13 protein-coding genes are annotated in these 14377 nt (G+C 69.5%); 10 read left to right on the plus strand and 3 right to left on the minus strand.

The window, feature by feature from the left end; all coding sequences use genetic code 11:
• From FL311_RS32245 to FL311_RS32255, 3 genes are all read left to right on the plus strand, one after another.
• A partial coding sequence (locus FL311_RS32245; RefSeq protein WP_228557221.1) for an endonuclease occupies positions 1-1217 on the plus strand: 1217 nt, incomplete at its 5' end.
• A gap of 257 nt (positions 1218-1474) precedes the next feature.
• A complete protein-coding gene (locus tag FL311_RS32250) occupies positions 1475-2128 on the plus strand; it encodes a hypothetical protein (RefSeq protein WP_141331265.1) in 654 nt (217 codons plus the stop codon).
• Positions 2129-2356: 228 nt separating this feature from the next.
• Positions 2357-3448, plus strand: a complete 1092-nt coding sequence (locus tag FL311_RS32255; protein ID WP_228557222.1) for a serine/threonine-protein kinase — start codon at positions 2357-2359, stop codon at positions 3446-3448.
• A gap of 65 nt (positions 3449-3513) precedes the next feature.
• Here FL311_RS32255 and FL311_RS32260 read toward each other — a convergent pair whose 3' ends face one another.
• On the minus strand, positions 3514-4035 hold the full coding sequence (locus tag FL311_RS32260; RefSeq protein WP_141331269.1) for a hypothetical protein: 522 nt from the start codon (positions 4033-4035) through the stop codon (positions 3514-3516).
• Positions 4036-4048: 13 nt separating this feature from the next.
• Positions 4049-5617: a hypothetical protein gene (locus tag FL311_RS32265; protein ID WP_228557223.1), complete on the minus strand. Its 1569-nt coding sequence runs from the start codon at positions 5615-5617 to the stop codon at positions 4049-4051.
• 801 nt (positions 5618-6418) lie between these two features.
• On the opposite strand from FL311_RS32265, the gene FL311_RS32270 reads away from it, so the two are divergent.
• From FL311_RS32270 to FL311_RS32280, 3 genes are all read left to right on the plus strand, one after another.
• A complete protein-coding gene (locus FL311_RS32270) occupies positions 6419-7204 on the plus strand; it encodes a hypothetical protein (protein WP_141331273.1) in 786 nt (261 codons plus the stop codon).
• A gap of 497 nt (positions 7205-7701) precedes the next feature.
• The gene (locus tag FL311_RS32275) at positions 7702-9777 is read left to right on the plus strand and encodes a methyl-accepting chemotaxis protein (RefSeq protein WP_228557225.1); all 2076 of its coding nucleotides are present in this window, start codon (positions 7702-7704) and stop codon (positions 9775-9777) included.
• A gap of 29 nt (positions 9778-9806) precedes the next feature.
• Positions 9807-10187: a hypothetical protein gene (locus tag FL311_RS32280; protein ID WP_141331276.1), complete on the plus strand. Its 381-nt coding sequence runs from the start codon at positions 9807-9809 to the stop codon at positions 10185-10187.
• A gap of 42 nt (positions 10188-10229) precedes the next feature.
• On the opposite strand, the gene FL311_RS32285 is transcribed toward FL311_RS32280, so the two are convergent.
• Positions 10230-10523 carry a hypothetical protein gene (locus FL311_RS32285; RefSeq protein WP_141331278.1) on the minus strand — a complete coding sequence of 98 codons (294 nt, stop codon included), beginning with the start codon at positions 10521-10523 and terminating at the stop codon, positions 10230-10232.
• A 252-nt stretch (positions 10524-10775) separates the two neighbouring features.
• Between FL311_RS32285 and FL311_RS32290 the strand changes: the two genes are divergently transcribed.
• From FL311_RS32290 to FL311_RS32305, 4 genes are all read left to right on the plus strand, one after another.
• Positions 10776-11552, plus strand: coding sequence for an enoyl-CoA hydratase/isomerase family protein (locus tag FL311_RS32290; RefSeq protein ID WP_228557224.1), 777 nt, complete (start codon positions 10776-10778; stop codon positions 11550-11552).
• Between the two features lie 19 nt (positions 11553-11571).
• Positions 11572-12156, plus strand: a complete 585-nt coding sequence (locus tag FL311_RS32295) for a hypothetical protein (RefSeq protein ID WP_141331282.1) — start codon at positions 11572-11574, stop codon at positions 12154-12156.
• A gap of 75 nt (positions 12157-12231) precedes the next feature.
• Entirely contained in the window at positions 12232-12963 is a 732-nt protein-coding gene (locus FL311_RS32300; RefSeq protein WP_141331284.1) for a hypothetical protein, read from the plus strand.
• Positions 12964-13486: 523 nt separating this feature from the next.
• Positions 13487-14140, plus strand: a complete 654-nt coding sequence (locus FL311_RS32305; protein WP_194869449.1) for a hypothetical protein — start codon at positions 13487-13489, stop codon at positions 14138-14140.
• Positions 14141-14377 lie beyond the last annotated feature (237 nt).

A 14377-nucleotide genomic window follows, 5' to 3' on the forward strand; every position in this document is an offset into this window, starting at 1 on the left:
CCGCCCGCCCGACTGAAACTGAGACCACCCGTGAGACGTCCGCCCCCCGGACGGCCTCGGTGGCTCGCAACGAGTTCGAGCCCTCGCGCTCCGGACTCGCGGGCCTGTCGCCCTCCCTGCTGACGAAGCTCGGCGCCGTCTTCGTGCCGGTGAAGCCCACCGTGTCGAACGCGGCCACCGAGGGCCTGAAGGCCGCCGCCGGCGCCCAGGCCGCCCCGCTGGTGCACAGCACCAGCCCCAACGCGGCCATCCAGGACAACGCCACCGTCACCAGCACGCTGGACGTCGCGGACGACGCCAAGGTGGAGTCGCTCAAGCTGGACCTGGACATCGCCCACACGTACCGCGGCGACCTGACGGTGAAGCTGACAGCCCCCTCCGGCAAGAGCGCGGTGGTGTCCAGCCGCCAGGGTGGCTCCGCCGACGACCTCAAGGGCAGCTTCGACCTGACCGCCTTCGCCGGCGAGTCCACGAAGGGCACCTGGACGCTGGAGGTGCAGGACCAGGCCAGGGGCGACACGGGCACGCTGAAGCAGTGGGGCCTGAACATCGTCCCGGAGACGAAGGCGCCCGAGCCGGAGCCCGAGCCGTCGGATGACCCGTTCGACGGGCTGCGTGACGACGCGCTCCTGCGCGCCGTGCGCGAGTCGTCCTCCGACAAGAAGGTCGTCAGCTACAACGAGGCGCGCCGCCTCATCTTCACCAGCCTGGACGTGAACGCCGCGGGCAACGTGGAGTGCGTCTACACGGGCCTGGAGACCAAGGGCGGCAAGATTCCGAACAACGCGGTGATGAACGTGGAGCACACCTGGCCCCAGTCCAAGGGCGCCACGGGCGCGGCCAAGAGCGACCTGCACCACCTGTTCCCCACCGACAGCAAGGCCAACTCCCGCCGCAGCAGCTTCCCGTTCGGCGAGGTCGTCAACGTCAAGTGGAGCCACAACGGCGCCAAGCTGGGCACCGACAGCAAGGGCAACACCGTCTTCGAGCCGCCCGACTCCCACAAGGGCAACGTGGCGCGCGCGATGTTCTACTTCGCCTCCACGTACAACAAGCCCATCCCCAACGACGAGGAGGCGGCCCTCAAGGCGTGGAACAAGCTGGACGCCGTGGACGCCGCGGAGATCGAGCGCAACCGCCGCGTGGCCAACATCCAGGGCAACACCAACGCCTTCGTCGACAACGCCAACCTGGCGGACCGCATCAAGGACTTCTAGGCGCCCGCTTCACGCGTCGCGGAGCCACGGGGTTGGACGGTGCTCACCGTCCAGCCCCGTTTGTCTTTGGCGCCGGGGAGCACGACATGGCCGCCCCTGGGCGCGGAAGGTGGTCCTGACAATCCTGTCGCGAATCGAGTCCCCATCGCCCGGGCACACCGGCGGTGCCGACGGGGATGACGCGAGGCATGGGTGTTGCTTGGAGACAAACGCCACCCAGCAACAGGAGCGACCCCCTGAAACGCATTGCCCTCGCCGTGCTGCTCCTCCTCGCGCCCGCGGCGCACGCGCAGGTGGAGCACGACTCCGCCCCGAAGAACGCGCTCTGGCTGTCCCCGGTGACGCACCTGTCGCTGCTGCTGGCGGGGCCCATGACGGAGCGGCTCCACCTGGCCATCCCCGTCGGCTTCGGTCGGCGCTTCTCGGAGAGCACCACGGGCGTGCTCGAAGTGACGCCCATGATGACGGCCAACCGGTGTGACTTCGAGCCGTCGCGCTGCTCCAAGCTGCGGCAATTGAAGGTGACGCTGGGCGCGGTCTGGAAGCCCTCGCCTCGGCCCCGAGGCCAGGGCTTCTTCCTCCAGCCGCGGCTGTCGGGCACCTGGAGCCGGGAGTCGCTGCGCTACCGGCCCAACGGCAGGAACTACTCGCTGCAGTACGAGGACGAGCAGGGCTTCCAGGTGACGCTCGGCCTGGACGTGGGCTACCGGGCGGTGACACGCGGCCAGGCCTTCTTCTTCGAGCCCCTCGTCGGCCTGGGCGTGGGCTACAGCTTCAACCAGCGCCGCGACACCGTCGACATCGGCGCGCAGTACGCCTTCATCCGCAACAGCCACGACGTGGTGGCGCGCGGAGACCGGGCCATCCTCGACCTGGACCTGGACCTGGTCCGCATCGGCTTCCTGTTCTGAGTCCAGTGTCGCGGTACTCGCGGACGGCTTTGCTCTCGGGGCCCGAGAAGGGACGCCTCACGTCCCGAGACAGTCACGGCGGCGCCTTGCACACCCAGTCCGACTCATCAAGGCTTTCGAGGTATCAACGACTGAAACATACGTCATCAGGCGGATACCCCCTCGCCATGTGCGCCACTTGGGTATACCGGTTGATTCATGAGTCGCTCGTCAGCTCGCGTTGGAACTTTGCTGGGTCAGAGGTATCAGCTGCGTCAGCGAATCGGCGTGGGGGCCATGGGCATCGTCTACGAGGCGGCGCCGGTGGACGCGGAGGACGTGGTGGCCATCAAGGTGCTCCAGCAGCACCTGATGGACGATGACGCGGTGCTGGCGCGCTTCAAGCGGGAGGCGCACGCCACCGCGCGGCTGAGCCACCCTCACCTGGTCCAGGTGAAGGACTTCCAGTGCAACGAGGACGAGCCGCCCTTCATGGTGATGGAGCTGCTGCGGGGCCAGACGCTGCGGCTGCTGCTCAAGGAGCAGGGCCCGCTGCCCGTGGCCAGGGCGGCGACGCTGGCGCTCCAGACGCTGTCCGCGCTCGACACCGCGCACAAGGCCGGCGTCATCCACCGGGACATCAAGCCGGACAACCTCTTCATCGTCACGGGCGACCAGGTGAAGGTGCTGGACTTCGGCGTGGCCCGGCTGCTCAACGAGGATGACGCCCGCTCGGTGGGCGCCGAGGCCGGAGCGTGGGTGGGCACGCCCTCCTTCATGCCTCCCGAGCAGGTTCGCTGCCTGCCGGTGGACGCGCGCGGGGACGTCTATGCCCTGGGCGCCTGCTTGTTCCAGATGGTGACGGGCCGGCAGCCCATCGACGTGGCCGACACCGTGGCCCTCTTCTCCGCCATCATCGAGCAGGTGCCGCCCCTGGCGTCGCAGCTGCGCCCGGACGTGCCCGAGGACTTCGCCCGGCTCATCGCCCGAGCCTTGAACAAGGACCCCGCGGAGCGCTTCGCGACGGCGCGGGAGATGGCGGACGCGCTGCGGCCCTGGGCCCAGGTGGAGAAGGCCCCCACCCTGCGGCTGGTGGAGCGTCCGTCCGAGCCCGCCGTCGTGGACACGGGCCTCGACGACGATGACGAGGTGACGCAGCTCGAGCCGGCGCCCCTGGAGGCGAAGGTCGACGCCGCGCCCGTGCGCTCACAGGTCAGCGCCGAGCCGAAGCCGGCTCCCGCCCCCAAGCCGGTCCGGAGACGCTCCCCCTGGAGGGACAACCTCCTGGTGGTCGGCGCGACGCTGGTGGGAATCGTGGTGGGCGTGGCGCTCGGGCTGTAGCCCGGAACCACCGCTGCCCGCTGGAGGCCTCACGGTCCCCAGCGAGCAGCCCCCCTCCCCGTCTCTCAGTGGACGACGAACGTCGAGGGCAGCAGCACCTTCGCGCCGCGGCCCTGGAAGAAGCTGTCGTTCAGGTGCAGTTGGACGACGACATGCTTGCGCTTCTCCAGGTCCACGCGCCGGGTCGTGAACAGGAGCGAGCCTGAGCGCGCGTTGATGAGGCCCGACCCGCCCGACGTCTGGAACGCGCCCACGTCATCGAAGTGAACCCGGACGTCCGCCGCGTCTGCCTCCGCCGGGAGGTAGAAGTACCCCAGCAGATAGGCGTGGTCCGTCCGCGCCAGGTCCATGGCCCGCGCCGCGTGCGACAGCTGGAACGGCACCAGCCGGCCCTGCACCATCACCTCCACGCGCCCCACGCCCAGCATCAGCTTCTCGTAGTCCTCGGCGTCCTGCCCCAGCAGCCGCAGCTCGAAGCGGTCTCCCTGGGGGACATCGATGGGCACCGTCTCGCCGCCGTCACACGCGGTCAAGGACAGCGCCAGGAACACTCCGGACAGGATCTTCCAATTCGGATTCGTCGACATGTCATCCCCCCTCTCAGTACTGCGGCTCCACGGCCCGCTCCTGCCCCTTCAGCGGCTCCAGCTTCCAGGCCTTCTTGCCCAACGGGACCGCCAGGCGCGCGCCGGAGCGGTTGTGCTTCTCCAACTGCCCCAGCACCTTCTGGAGCACCATCGGGTGCGGCGCCACCCACGCCTCCAACCCGGCGAGCTGCGGCGCGGGCGTGCCGAAGTAGCGCTCGTTGCACGTGGCCGTGAGCAGCTCACGCGCGAAGCGGGCCTTGAGCGACTCCAGTTCCGAGCGGATGGCCCCGCTCTGCGCGATGGCCGGGTTGGCCCACAGCACGCCCAGCGCGCCCTCCATCGTGGTCACCTTGCCCAACTGCCCCAGGGAGATGGGGCCCTTCGACAGACACTCCGCCAGCGCGTCCTCGGAGGAGCCGAAGAAGCCGTGGTCCCGCGTCACGTGGGCTCTCGGGGGCTGCCCTCCACCACCTTCCACGTTGAAGGCACACGTCGCGCCATCGGCGAACTGCGTCGCCGGACCGGTGGAGACGGTCGTCAGCGCCCCGGTGACCAGGTTCACCGAGTAGAATGTATTGGCCAGGTTGTTGTTCAGGTTGGTCGACCCATAGAAGAACAGCTCCCCCACCTGGGTGAAGACGGCCGCCACCATGGCGTTGCCCACCGAGGGCAGGCCGTTGATGAGCGCGGGCAGCAGGAAGTCGGTGAACGTGCCCAGCTCCGGGTTGACGACCGTCACCCGCTGCGTGGCCGAATTGAAGCCATACAGCAGCCCGTTGATGGGGCTCACGGCGAAGTCCGCCACCCGGAACGTCGCGGGCGTCCCCACGACGACGTCGGACAGCGTCGCGCCCGTGTTGGTGTTGATCCGGACCAGGTGGTTGGTGGTGATTTCGAAGCCCAGGTAGGTGCCGTCCTCGAGGATGGCGCCCGCCGCCCAGCCCGCCGAGTTCGCGGCACCCGACACCAACGGCGCGACGACGTTCGCCGAGCCGTTCGCGTCCACGCGGATGAGCGAGGGCTGCGTGAGGCCGTCGGAGGAAACGGCGTACAGGAAGCCATCGACATGGTTGAAGGCGAGCCCGTTGTAGGGCAGCGACGTCTCGCCCTGGAGCGCCAGCGTGGCCGTCGCGGGGTCGAACACATAGAGCCGCGAGGGCCCCACGGGCAGCCCTCCCGACGAAGACGAGGCCGTGGAGATGTAGACGGTGTCGTCACAGGCCAGGATGCGCTCTTGTCCGCACAAGACGTTGACCCCGTCCTGCGCCGAGCCGCTGTCCCAGCTGATGCCGAACACGTTGGTGAAGGTCACCTCCTCGTTGGGGGTCGACGGGTTCGTGTCGAGCGCCCCCAGCGCCAGACAGGCCTCGTAGTTCTGCAGCGTGTACGAGCACTGGTAGGTGACGTTTCCACCCACCGGGACCGTCAACGGTGGCGCCGGAGTGAACGTACACTGCGTCAGGAGTGGATCCACCGCCGTGAGCAGGATGGACTCCAGCGTGGGGTGGATGTTCGTGGCGCTGAACGTGAAGTTCAGCGTCGCGGGATAGGTGAGGATCGACACCTGCTTCTGGCCATTCACGAGCTTCTCCGCTCGGAAGTCGTGTGCCGCGACTGCCGGGGCCCATAACGCACCACCCAACAGGACTGCGAACCATCTGCGATTCATTCGGATGCCTCCACGCCCCTTGGGGGACTCGTGACAAGGGGTGCCGCTCGCCCTGCACGGAAGGTGCCCGGAAATTCCTTGTTGAAAAGACATTCTTGATTTTCAACTTAACCCCGTCCTCAGGTCATGGATGTCTATTCATCAGCGGGCGGAGGACCTTGGACATTCCCGAATGATGGAGCACCGAGAGCACGGGGATGACGTGTGACGAAAGGCTGTCTCATCCCCGGGGGCAGTCGACGTGCGGGGAGGCGCGGCGCGTGTCCCGGCGGAATCGGAAAGTTTTGACGCGGGTGAGCGGAAACAATTGCAGCCCCGGAGCGCTCAGTGGGGAGCACTCGGCGCGCCGGGCTCCTGCGGGGACCTGGCTCCGGGCATCCAGTTCCGAGCACAGGCACCAGGGGACGCTGATGACGACGACGCGCCGCCCCAGGTTCTCGCGTGCCACGCTCGGGGTCCGAGGACATGTTGAGGATGCCCCGCCCCAGGCCGGACGACGGACGGGGCGGGCGAGCGAGGGCGCGCAGACGTCGGACGCGAGGGGCGCGGCGCTCCCCTCCCCGCCCCCTTTCGGGCAGGCGGGTGCTGCACGGCGGACACCCCGTCGCGCCATGTGTCGACTCCGGACGCTTGGCCCTCCGGTCCGGTTCACGCGGTGCACCCCGAGGAGCCACCTCCGTGAAACCCCACGAGTCACGTTGGAGGGCAGCACGCATGGCCAAGAAGCACCGCTGGACGCTGGCAGTCATCGCCAGCCTGGGAGTGTCCGGGACGGCATGGGCACAGGAGCGCGAGTCGGGCGCGGTGGAGATGGACGTTCGCGCGGCGCACGGGATGTCCGGGCCGCAGGTGGCGATAGGCGTCAACCTGGGCCTGGGCGCGGGCCACGTGTACAAGGACGGCACGTCGCGCACCGGCTCGCGCGAGGACCTGAAGATCACCGACGCGGCGAACGCCTCGCTGCCGCTGCTGGCGGAGGTGGGCTATCGGCTCAACCCGCGCTTCTACGTGGGGGTCTGGGGTTCGTGGGAGAAGGTCTTCACCAAGACGAACGACATCTCCTGCCCGGAGGACTTCGACTGCAACAACTACCAATGGCGCGTCGGACCGGAGGTCCGCTACCACATCAACCCGGCGTCGGGCTTCGACCCGTGGGTGGGCCTGTCGGTGGGCCTGGAGTTCCTCAAGAGCCACGTGAAGGGTGACACGCAGGTGCCGCTGCCCACGGGTGGCTTCGCGCCGGCGCGCATCGACACGCGGGTGGAGGACCGGGGCCCCACCTACGCGCGCATCAGCGTGGGCGGCGACGTGCGCGTCTCCAACTACCTGGCGCTGGGGCCCATGCTCACCGCGTCCGTGGGCAGCTACACCGTGCGCACCGGCGAGCAGACGGTGACGGTGGCGGGCCTGCCCGCGCAGACCAGCGCCGTCAGCGCCGTGGACGACGGCTTCCACGCGCTCTTCACGCTCGGCGTGCGCGGCATCTTCCGCGCCTTCTAGCGCGCGGCGTCCGCCGCCCCCCGGAACCCGGCGGGCCGCCCCCTCCAGCGGCCCCGCCAGGCTCCGGAGCCGCTCACCCGCTGACTTGGGTGGGCTCGGAAACTTCGGGCCCCGCGCAACCCGCGAGGAAGACCAGGCGCCACCAACGGAGTCGGGGCAGCTGCATGAGGTGCGTTCCTTTCGGAGGGCGGTTCGCACTCACCAACGACGCCTCGGCCGAATGTTCCCGGCTCACGGTATCTTGCGTCATTTTCCCGCACCGGATGCCCTGTGGCACTTGAACCCGGGTCGCAAAAGCCCCTCCCGAAAAGCCCTCCCAAATCTTTCCTACATGTCAGGGGATGCAGACCTATTTACAGGCATGCATCGCGCGGTCGAGCATTGGGGCCCTCATGGCTGCCCACCGCCCTACCCCGACATCTTTCGACAGCCTTGCCTCACACGCTGGTTCCGTGAGGCTTCACAACCCATCGCGCCGAGCCGCGCTGCTGGCCCTGATGGGCTGCGCGTTGCTCGTGGCGCTCCTGCACTCACCGACGGCGAAGGCCGCGGAGGCAGGCGCTCCCGTCCAGTTGAAGGAAGGCTGGCGCTATCACTGGGGAGACTCTCCTCCCGGAACGGATGGCATTCCGTTGTGGGCCCAGACGGCCAACGTCGCCGCGGACTGGCGCCCGGTGGAAGCGAACAAGCCGCCCCCGGGACGCGGGACGAACACGTTCCTGTGGCTGAGCATCCCGTTGCCGGAAGGCCCGTGGGCCGAGCCCGCGGTGATGCTGGGTGAGGTGACCAACGCCGTGGAGGCGTACGCCAACGGTCAGCGCATCTACGTCAGCGGCAAGCTGAACACGTCCGGCGCGGAGCTGTCCGACAACATGGCCTGGCACCTGGTGCCGGTGCCTCGCTCGGCGCTGGGGGGACACCTGCTGCTGCGCGTGCAGTCGAGCAACCCGAACATCGGCGTGGCGCAGGGCGCGCAGGTGGGCTCGCGCCACCAGCTGCTCGCGTTGGTGACGCGTGACGGCCAGGCGCCGTTCGTCATGGGCATGCTGCTGTTGTCGGTGGCGCTGGGCTCGGGCGGTGCGTTCCTGATGCACTGGCGGCGGCGGATGCTCGCGGGCCTGGCGGTCTTCTCCGCCAGCGGCGGCTTCGTGCTGCTGGGCCTGAGCGGCATGCCCAACGCGCTGTGGGACGCGCCCATCACCGCCACGCGGTTCACGGTGCTGGGCATCTTCCTGCTGGTGTCCGGCCTCATCGAGTTCGTGTCGGACGCCATCCTGGACAACCAGCGGCGGTGGTTCCGGCTGGGCGCCATGGGCTACACCGCGCTGTGCGTGGTGGCGGCGTTCACCGTCTTCATCGACCTGGGGACGGCGCAGCGCATCCTGGTGCCCTTCCTGCCCTTCTCCTTCACCATCCTGCTGGTGTGCTTCATCGTGGCGGCGACGGAGGCGTGGCGTGGCAACCCCGACGCGCGCATCTTCATGGGAGGCCTGGCGGGCCTGGTGTTGTTCCTGGCGCTCACGGTGCTGCCGGTCATCGGCGTGCTGAGCGTGTCGTTCGGCAATGTGTCGCACTGGGGCTATCTGGCGCTGACGCTGTCGCTGTTGGGCATCGTCGCGCGGCGCTCCATCGAGGTGGTGCGCTCGCTGGAGGCGCACACCCGTCAGCTGGAGGAGCGTCAGGCGGAGGTCCGAAACCTCGCCGAGCGCATGGGCACGGGCGCCGGGGAGCTGGCCACGGTGGTGCAGCAGCTGCGCTCCACGAGCGATCAGCAGACCGAGGGCGTCAGCCGTCAGGCCGCGGCGCTGCAGGAGGCGGAGCAGACGGTGAAGGAGATCCGCCGCTCGTCGCAGATGACGGCGGAGAAGGCCAGCTCGCTGGCGGCGTCCGCGGAGGGCGCCGAGCAGGTGGGCCGCGAGGGCAGCGCCGCGCTGGAGCGCACGCTGGGAGACCTGGCCGCCATCCGCAACGAGGTGTCGGAGATGGCGCGGCGCATCCTGGCGCTCGACGAGCGCACGCGCGAGGTGTCCGGCATCGTCGACTCGGTGAAGGACCTGGCGGACCAGTCCAACATGCTGGCCATCAACGCGGCCATCGAGGCGGCGCGCAGCGGGGAGAGTGGCCGGGGCTTCGGCGTGGTGGCGCGCGAGATGCGCGGCCTCGCCGACCAGTCCATCCGCGCCACGCACCGCATCCGCGAGGTGCTCAACGGCGTGAGCGCGAGCATGCGCGAGGCGGCCCAGTTCAGCGAGAAGGGTGACGAGCGCGTGCGGCAGAGCCTGGACGCGGTGCGCACCTCCAGCGCGCAGTTCCAGGAGCTGGCGGTGCTGATTGGCGACTCCAGCGCCAGCATGCGGCAGATCACCGCCGCGGTGAGCGCGCAGGACGCGGGCACCCAGCAGATGGCTCTGGCCATCCAGGAGCTGTCCGGCCAGATGCAGCGCACGCTGAAGACGGTGCAGGAGACCCAGGAGGCCACGCGCTCCGTGCAGTCGCTGGCGGAGAGCATGTCGGGCCTGGCCACCCAGTCGCTCCGGACGGAGAGCGGCACGCACGCCGCTCCGCACCGCTGAACGAGGTTCCTCTCACGCTGCGAGCCCATATGCCCACCCGTCCCACGCTGTCGGTCGTGTTGCTGCTCATCGGCGCCCTCGCCTGCGCTTGCGCGACGACGCAGGCGGCGGACGCCGACCAGCCTCCCCGGCCCAAGACGACGGTGCAGGTGGAGAGCCGCAAGACGGTGGACGTGAACCTCTACGCCCTCAACGGGGCGCGCAGGGTGCGGCTGGGCACGGTGCCGGGGATGTCCAGCCGCAGCTTCGTGCTGCCCCCGGACATGGTGGGCGTCACGGACCGCGTGCGCTTCGGCGTGGAGATCATCGGCACGTTCGGCGGCAAGAACATCGGCAGCGAGCGCCGCTTCGAGAGCGAGCAGGAGATCGCCGTCCAGCCGGGCGAGGAGGTCACCCTCACCCTCTACTGAGCGGGCGGGCCCACCTCCCCAGGATGGGGAGGTGGTGGCCCGCTAGCGTGGCGTGGGCGCCGGGCGGAACGACGCCAGGTACTCCGCGGCCCCCCGCGTGGGCTGGGTGAGCGCCTGGACCCCGTCGAAGGGCAGCGCGGGCGCGGGCTCCAGCTGGCGCGGCGGGCCTTCAGGCGCGGCCACGGAGGGCTCGGTGGCGTCGAGGGTGAAGAAGCCCCCGTTGTGGTCCTCGTTGCCCTCGGCGACGGTGGCCTGCTGAAGCGATGGATGCAGGCCGTCTGGGTTCCGATGGCGGGGACGGTGGCCATGGGGCAACTCCCGCGTCAAGACAGACATCCGTCGCCCGGCCGCTCCAAAGCCAGACATCGGCAATCGGTGGGCACGGCTGGAACACGGACGCCCCCGGCCAAGTATGACTGGGCCACGGGCGGCACGCGCACCACGTTCACCGTGGGACGCGCCATCACCCAGGCCACCGACTGACACACGCCGAAGTCCCATCGGCACGCGGGAGAATCCTCGACGTCGCACGCACGAGGTGGACGGGGACAATCAGGCGGCTACAGTCCGCCCATGACCGTCCAGGCGATGAGCGTACTGCTGGAGGTGGACGACGGCGTCGCCACCCTCACGATGAACGATGCGGCCCGCCGCAACGCGATGACCCCCGAATTGGGAATCGCGCTGCGCGAGCGCGTCGAGGAGCTGCGTGGACGCAGCGACGTGCGCGCCGTGCTCCTCACCGGCGCGGGCGGAACGTTCTCCGCCGGCGGAGACCTCCAGATGCTGGACCGGCTGCGCCAGGTCCCCTTCGAGGAGGCCCGCCTCTTCATGCTCGAGTTCTACTCGCGCTACCTGTGCCTCCTCGACCTGCCCGTGCCGACCCTCGCCGCCGTCGAGGGCGCCGCCATCGGCGCGGGCCTCTGCGTGGCCCTCGCGTGCGACCTCGTCATCGCCTCCGAGGACGCGAAGCTCGCGCTCAACTTCGTCCAGCTCGGCCTGCACCCCGGCATGGGCGCCACCTTCCTCGTCCCACTGCGCGCCGGCCCCCAGCGCGCCGCCGAGCTGCTGCTCACCGGCCGCCGCTTCGATGGCCGCGAGGCCGCCCGGCTCGGCCTCGCCCTCGAGGCCACTGCCGCGGACCAGACGCGGACCCGCGCCTCCACGCTCGCCCGCACCATCGCGTCCAACGCGCCGCTCGCGACCCGAGGGCTCAAGCAACGGCTCGGCCTGGACCGCGAGGCCCTGCGCCGTGCGTTGGAGGAAGAGGCCCGACTCCAGGCGGAGAGCTACGGCAGCGCGGACCTGGGCGAGGGACTCGCGGCCGCCGCGGCCCGCCGTCCTCCCGTCTTCCACGGGCGCTAGCCACAAGGAGCGTGAGCACATGGCACCCCTTCGATTGGAACGACACCTCCACGGCGTCCACGTCGTGCTCCACTGCGAGGACGACGCGGAGGAGCAGGCCGAGTGGGTGCTCGGTGTGCTCACCCGCCTGCCGCCCGGTGGGCTGCTCCCGGGCCGCACGCTGCGCTTCGGCTGGTCCAGCCTGCGACTCGACCCACGGGGCACCTCGCTCGTGGTGACCGAGCCCGACTTCGCCGGCAACCCGATGACGGACTGGCGAGACGACATCACCGTGACGCTGCGGGTCCAGGGCCGCATGCTCGAGACCACCCAGGCGGTGGGCTGCGATCCCCTCTTCCCCCGCTATGGCGACAGGGTCGATGCCCTGCCCGGCTGGGAGTCCAGCTCGCGGCTCGCCGTCGCGCGCATCCGCGCCCCCGAGGCCACCGACTCCGGCTGGCTCATCATCCCCCCGGGCGCCGCCACCGGGCAGGAGCCCGAGTCCCTCCCCCTCTATGCCCTGCTCCATCGCCGCCCCGCCCTGCTGTCCGCGCTCGCGCTGCCCGTGGGCTGGGTGGCGGAGTTCGAGGACGACGCGCTCCTCGGCTACGGCCGGCCGAACTGAGAAGCCGTCACCGCCGTCAGGTCCGCACGGGACGAAGCGTCGAGCGCCGCAACTCAAATTCAAGAGAATGACATCGTGACCAAGCTCAATCAGATCATCGCCGTCGAGAAGGGCGTCAAGAACCGCTCCCAGCAGGAGCTGACCCAGGCGCACCACGACCTGCAGAAGCCGCAGCTGCTCAACGGCATCTCCCGCACCTATCAGCCCCGGGACGAAGAGGGTGAGCGCTTCCCCCCCGAGTCCACGCGCGTGCAGGTGCGCACCGACGACGTGCTGAAGAAGACGAAGGAGATCCTCACCCGCCTCTTCGACGTCACCGCCACCAAGGACCTCACCAACTGTCGCGCCAAGGCCGACGTGAGCGTGGACGGCCGCGTCCTGCTCAAGGGCGTGCCCGCGACGTACCTGCTCTTCCTCGAGAAGCAGCTGGTGGACCTGCACACCTTCGTGAAGAAGCTGCCCACGCTGGACCCGTCGGAGTCCTGGATCCCAGACCCGGCGCAGGGCCTGTGGGCCACCGAGCCCGTGCAGACGGCGAAGACGAAGAAGGTCCCCCGCAACCACGTGAAGGCCGAGGCCACCGAGAAGCACCCCGCCCAGGTGGAGGTCTATTACGAGGACATCGTCGTCGGTTACTGGAAGACGGTGAAGTACTCGGGCGCCCTGCCGGCCGTCCGGGTCCATGAGCTGTTGGAGCGCGTGGAGAAGCTCCAGCAAGCGGTCAAGTTCGCGCGCGAGGAGGCCAACGCCGTCGCGGCGGAGGAGATGAAGGCCGGGGATGTTCTCCTCGGCTACCTCTTCAGCTAGGCTCGCGCACGCAGTCCCACGGAGTACAAACTCAAGCTCAGCAGCAAGTTGACGCCGAGCGTTCCCGGGTCGTCTTCCAGTGCAGGTTCGAACCCTGCCCCCGCCAACCCTGTGGCGGGGTAGCCCAAATGGTAGAGGCGAGCGACATAGACCGGGCCCGCGAAGCACCCCAGTTTCAGACTCTCACTCCAGACTCAACATTCGCTGTCGTGGGTCCGATCAACCGTCTTCGCCCTTCTCCTCGAGATGCTGGTTCAATTCCAGCCCGCCGCTTGTCTCACCCTCGCGCGGCGGTCGTTCAATCGCAGGACACGAGGCCTCATCCTGAGGCGAAGACTTAAACGTGCGGACTCCAACATGGCAGCACCCCGGGCCCGGTCAGGAGGACACCCTGATCGGGCCCACTTCTTTTGGGAATCTTCCATCCCAGCTGTCACGCATCCGTCGCTGAGCGAGCACGGTGCGGCGCGCCAGGGCACGTGGGGTTGCCCCTGACTCGCGGGGCGACTTCAATGCGGAGTCGATGCTGTTCGGAAGCAAGACGCCCCCCTCCCGTTCCCAGCTCGTCACCGACGCGGACCTCGCGCGCTCCAAGGGTCGGCTGAACAAGGCCATCTCCGGCTATCGCAAGGCGCTGGAGCTGGAGCCCAAGGACGCGGTGGTGCTGGGCAAGCTCGCGCCGCTCTTGGCGAAGACGAAGCAGTCGGGGGCCGCGCTGGAGAGCTTCCGCGCGGCGGCCCAGGCGCACCTGGACAAGGGCTTCGCCGACAAGGCGCTCGCGGTGTACGCGCAGGCGACGGAGCTGTTCCCTCGCGAGCTGGACCTGTGGCGCGAGGTGGCGCGGCTGCACGTGGAGAAGGGACATCGCGCGGAGGCGGTGAAGTCGCTGCTGCGCGGACGGCTCCAGTTCTCCCGGGCCTCGGAGCAAGGCAGCGCCATCGCGCTCCTGCGCGAGACGCTGGCGCTGGATGCGTCGCTGTTCGAGGTGAAGCTGGACCTGGCGCTCCAGCTCGCGCGCCAGAAGCAGCGGGACCAGGCGCTGGAGCTGCTCTCGCCGCTCGAGGCCGAGGCGAAGGGCCCGCGCCAGGTGCGCAAGCTGCGATGGACGCAGGCCCAGGTGAGCCCGAGCGTGGGCGCGTACTTCGCGTGGCTGCGCGCGGTGCTGCGCGGCGGCTGAAACCGGTCAGGAGGCGCGCTGCAGCGCCGCATCCAGCAGCTCGTCGCGTCGCTGCAACCCATCCCGTCGTGCTGGCCCCCTGCGCCCTACCCTATGCCCGGCCCTCCCTGGGTCATCTGGAGCAACCCTCCAACTCCTCCGTCCCCGCCCGGGGAAGCGCGGGCACCGGGGCGAACGCTCGCCGAGGTCGTGAGCCCAGACGCGGTACAAAGGGCCCGTGCGCCTCCAGCCCCACCC

The sequence above is a fragment of the Myxococcus sp. AB025B genome, assembly GCF_006518215.1.
Lineage (GTDB): Bacteria > Myxococcota > Myxococcia > Myxococcales > Myxococcaceae > Myxococcus > Myxococcus fulvus.

What these genes read in the sequence shown, in the direction of transcription:
- FL311_RS32260 (WP_141331269.1), bottom strand. Translation starts at nt 4,035, where the DNA reads ATGTCGACGAATCCGAATTGGAAGATCCTGTCCGGAGTGTTCCTGGCG.
- FL311_RS32290 (WP_228557224.1), top strand. Translation starts at nt 10,776, where the DNA reads ATGAGCGTACTGCTGGAGGTGGACGACGGCGTCGCCACCCTCACGATG.
- FL311_RS32280 (WP_141331276.1), top strand. Translation starts at nt 9,807, where the DNA reads ATGCCCACCCGTCCCACGCTGTCGGTCGTGTTGCTGCTCATCGGCGCC.
- FL311_RS32285 (WP_141331278.1), bottom strand. Translation starts at nt 10,523, where the DNA reads ATGTCTGTCTTGACGCGGGAGTTGCCCCATGGCCACCGTCCCCGCCAT.
- FL311_RS32295 (WP_141331282.1), top strand. Translation starts at nt 11,572, where the DNA reads ATGGCACCCCTTCGATTGGAACGACACCTCCACGGCGTCCACGTCGTG.
- FL311_RS32305 (WP_194869449.1), top strand. Translation starts at nt 13,487, where the DNA reads ATGCTGTTCGGAAGCAAGACGCCCCCCTCCCGTTCCCAGCTCGTCACC.
- FL311_RS32275 (WP_228557225.1), top strand. Translation starts at nt 7,702, where the DNA reads ATGGGCTGCGCGTTGCTCGTGGCGCTCCTGCACTCACCGACGGCGAAG.
- FL311_RS32270 (WP_141331273.1), top strand. Translation starts at nt 6,419, where the DNA reads ATGGCCAAGAAGCACCGCTGGACGCTGGCAGTCATCGCCAGCCTGGGA.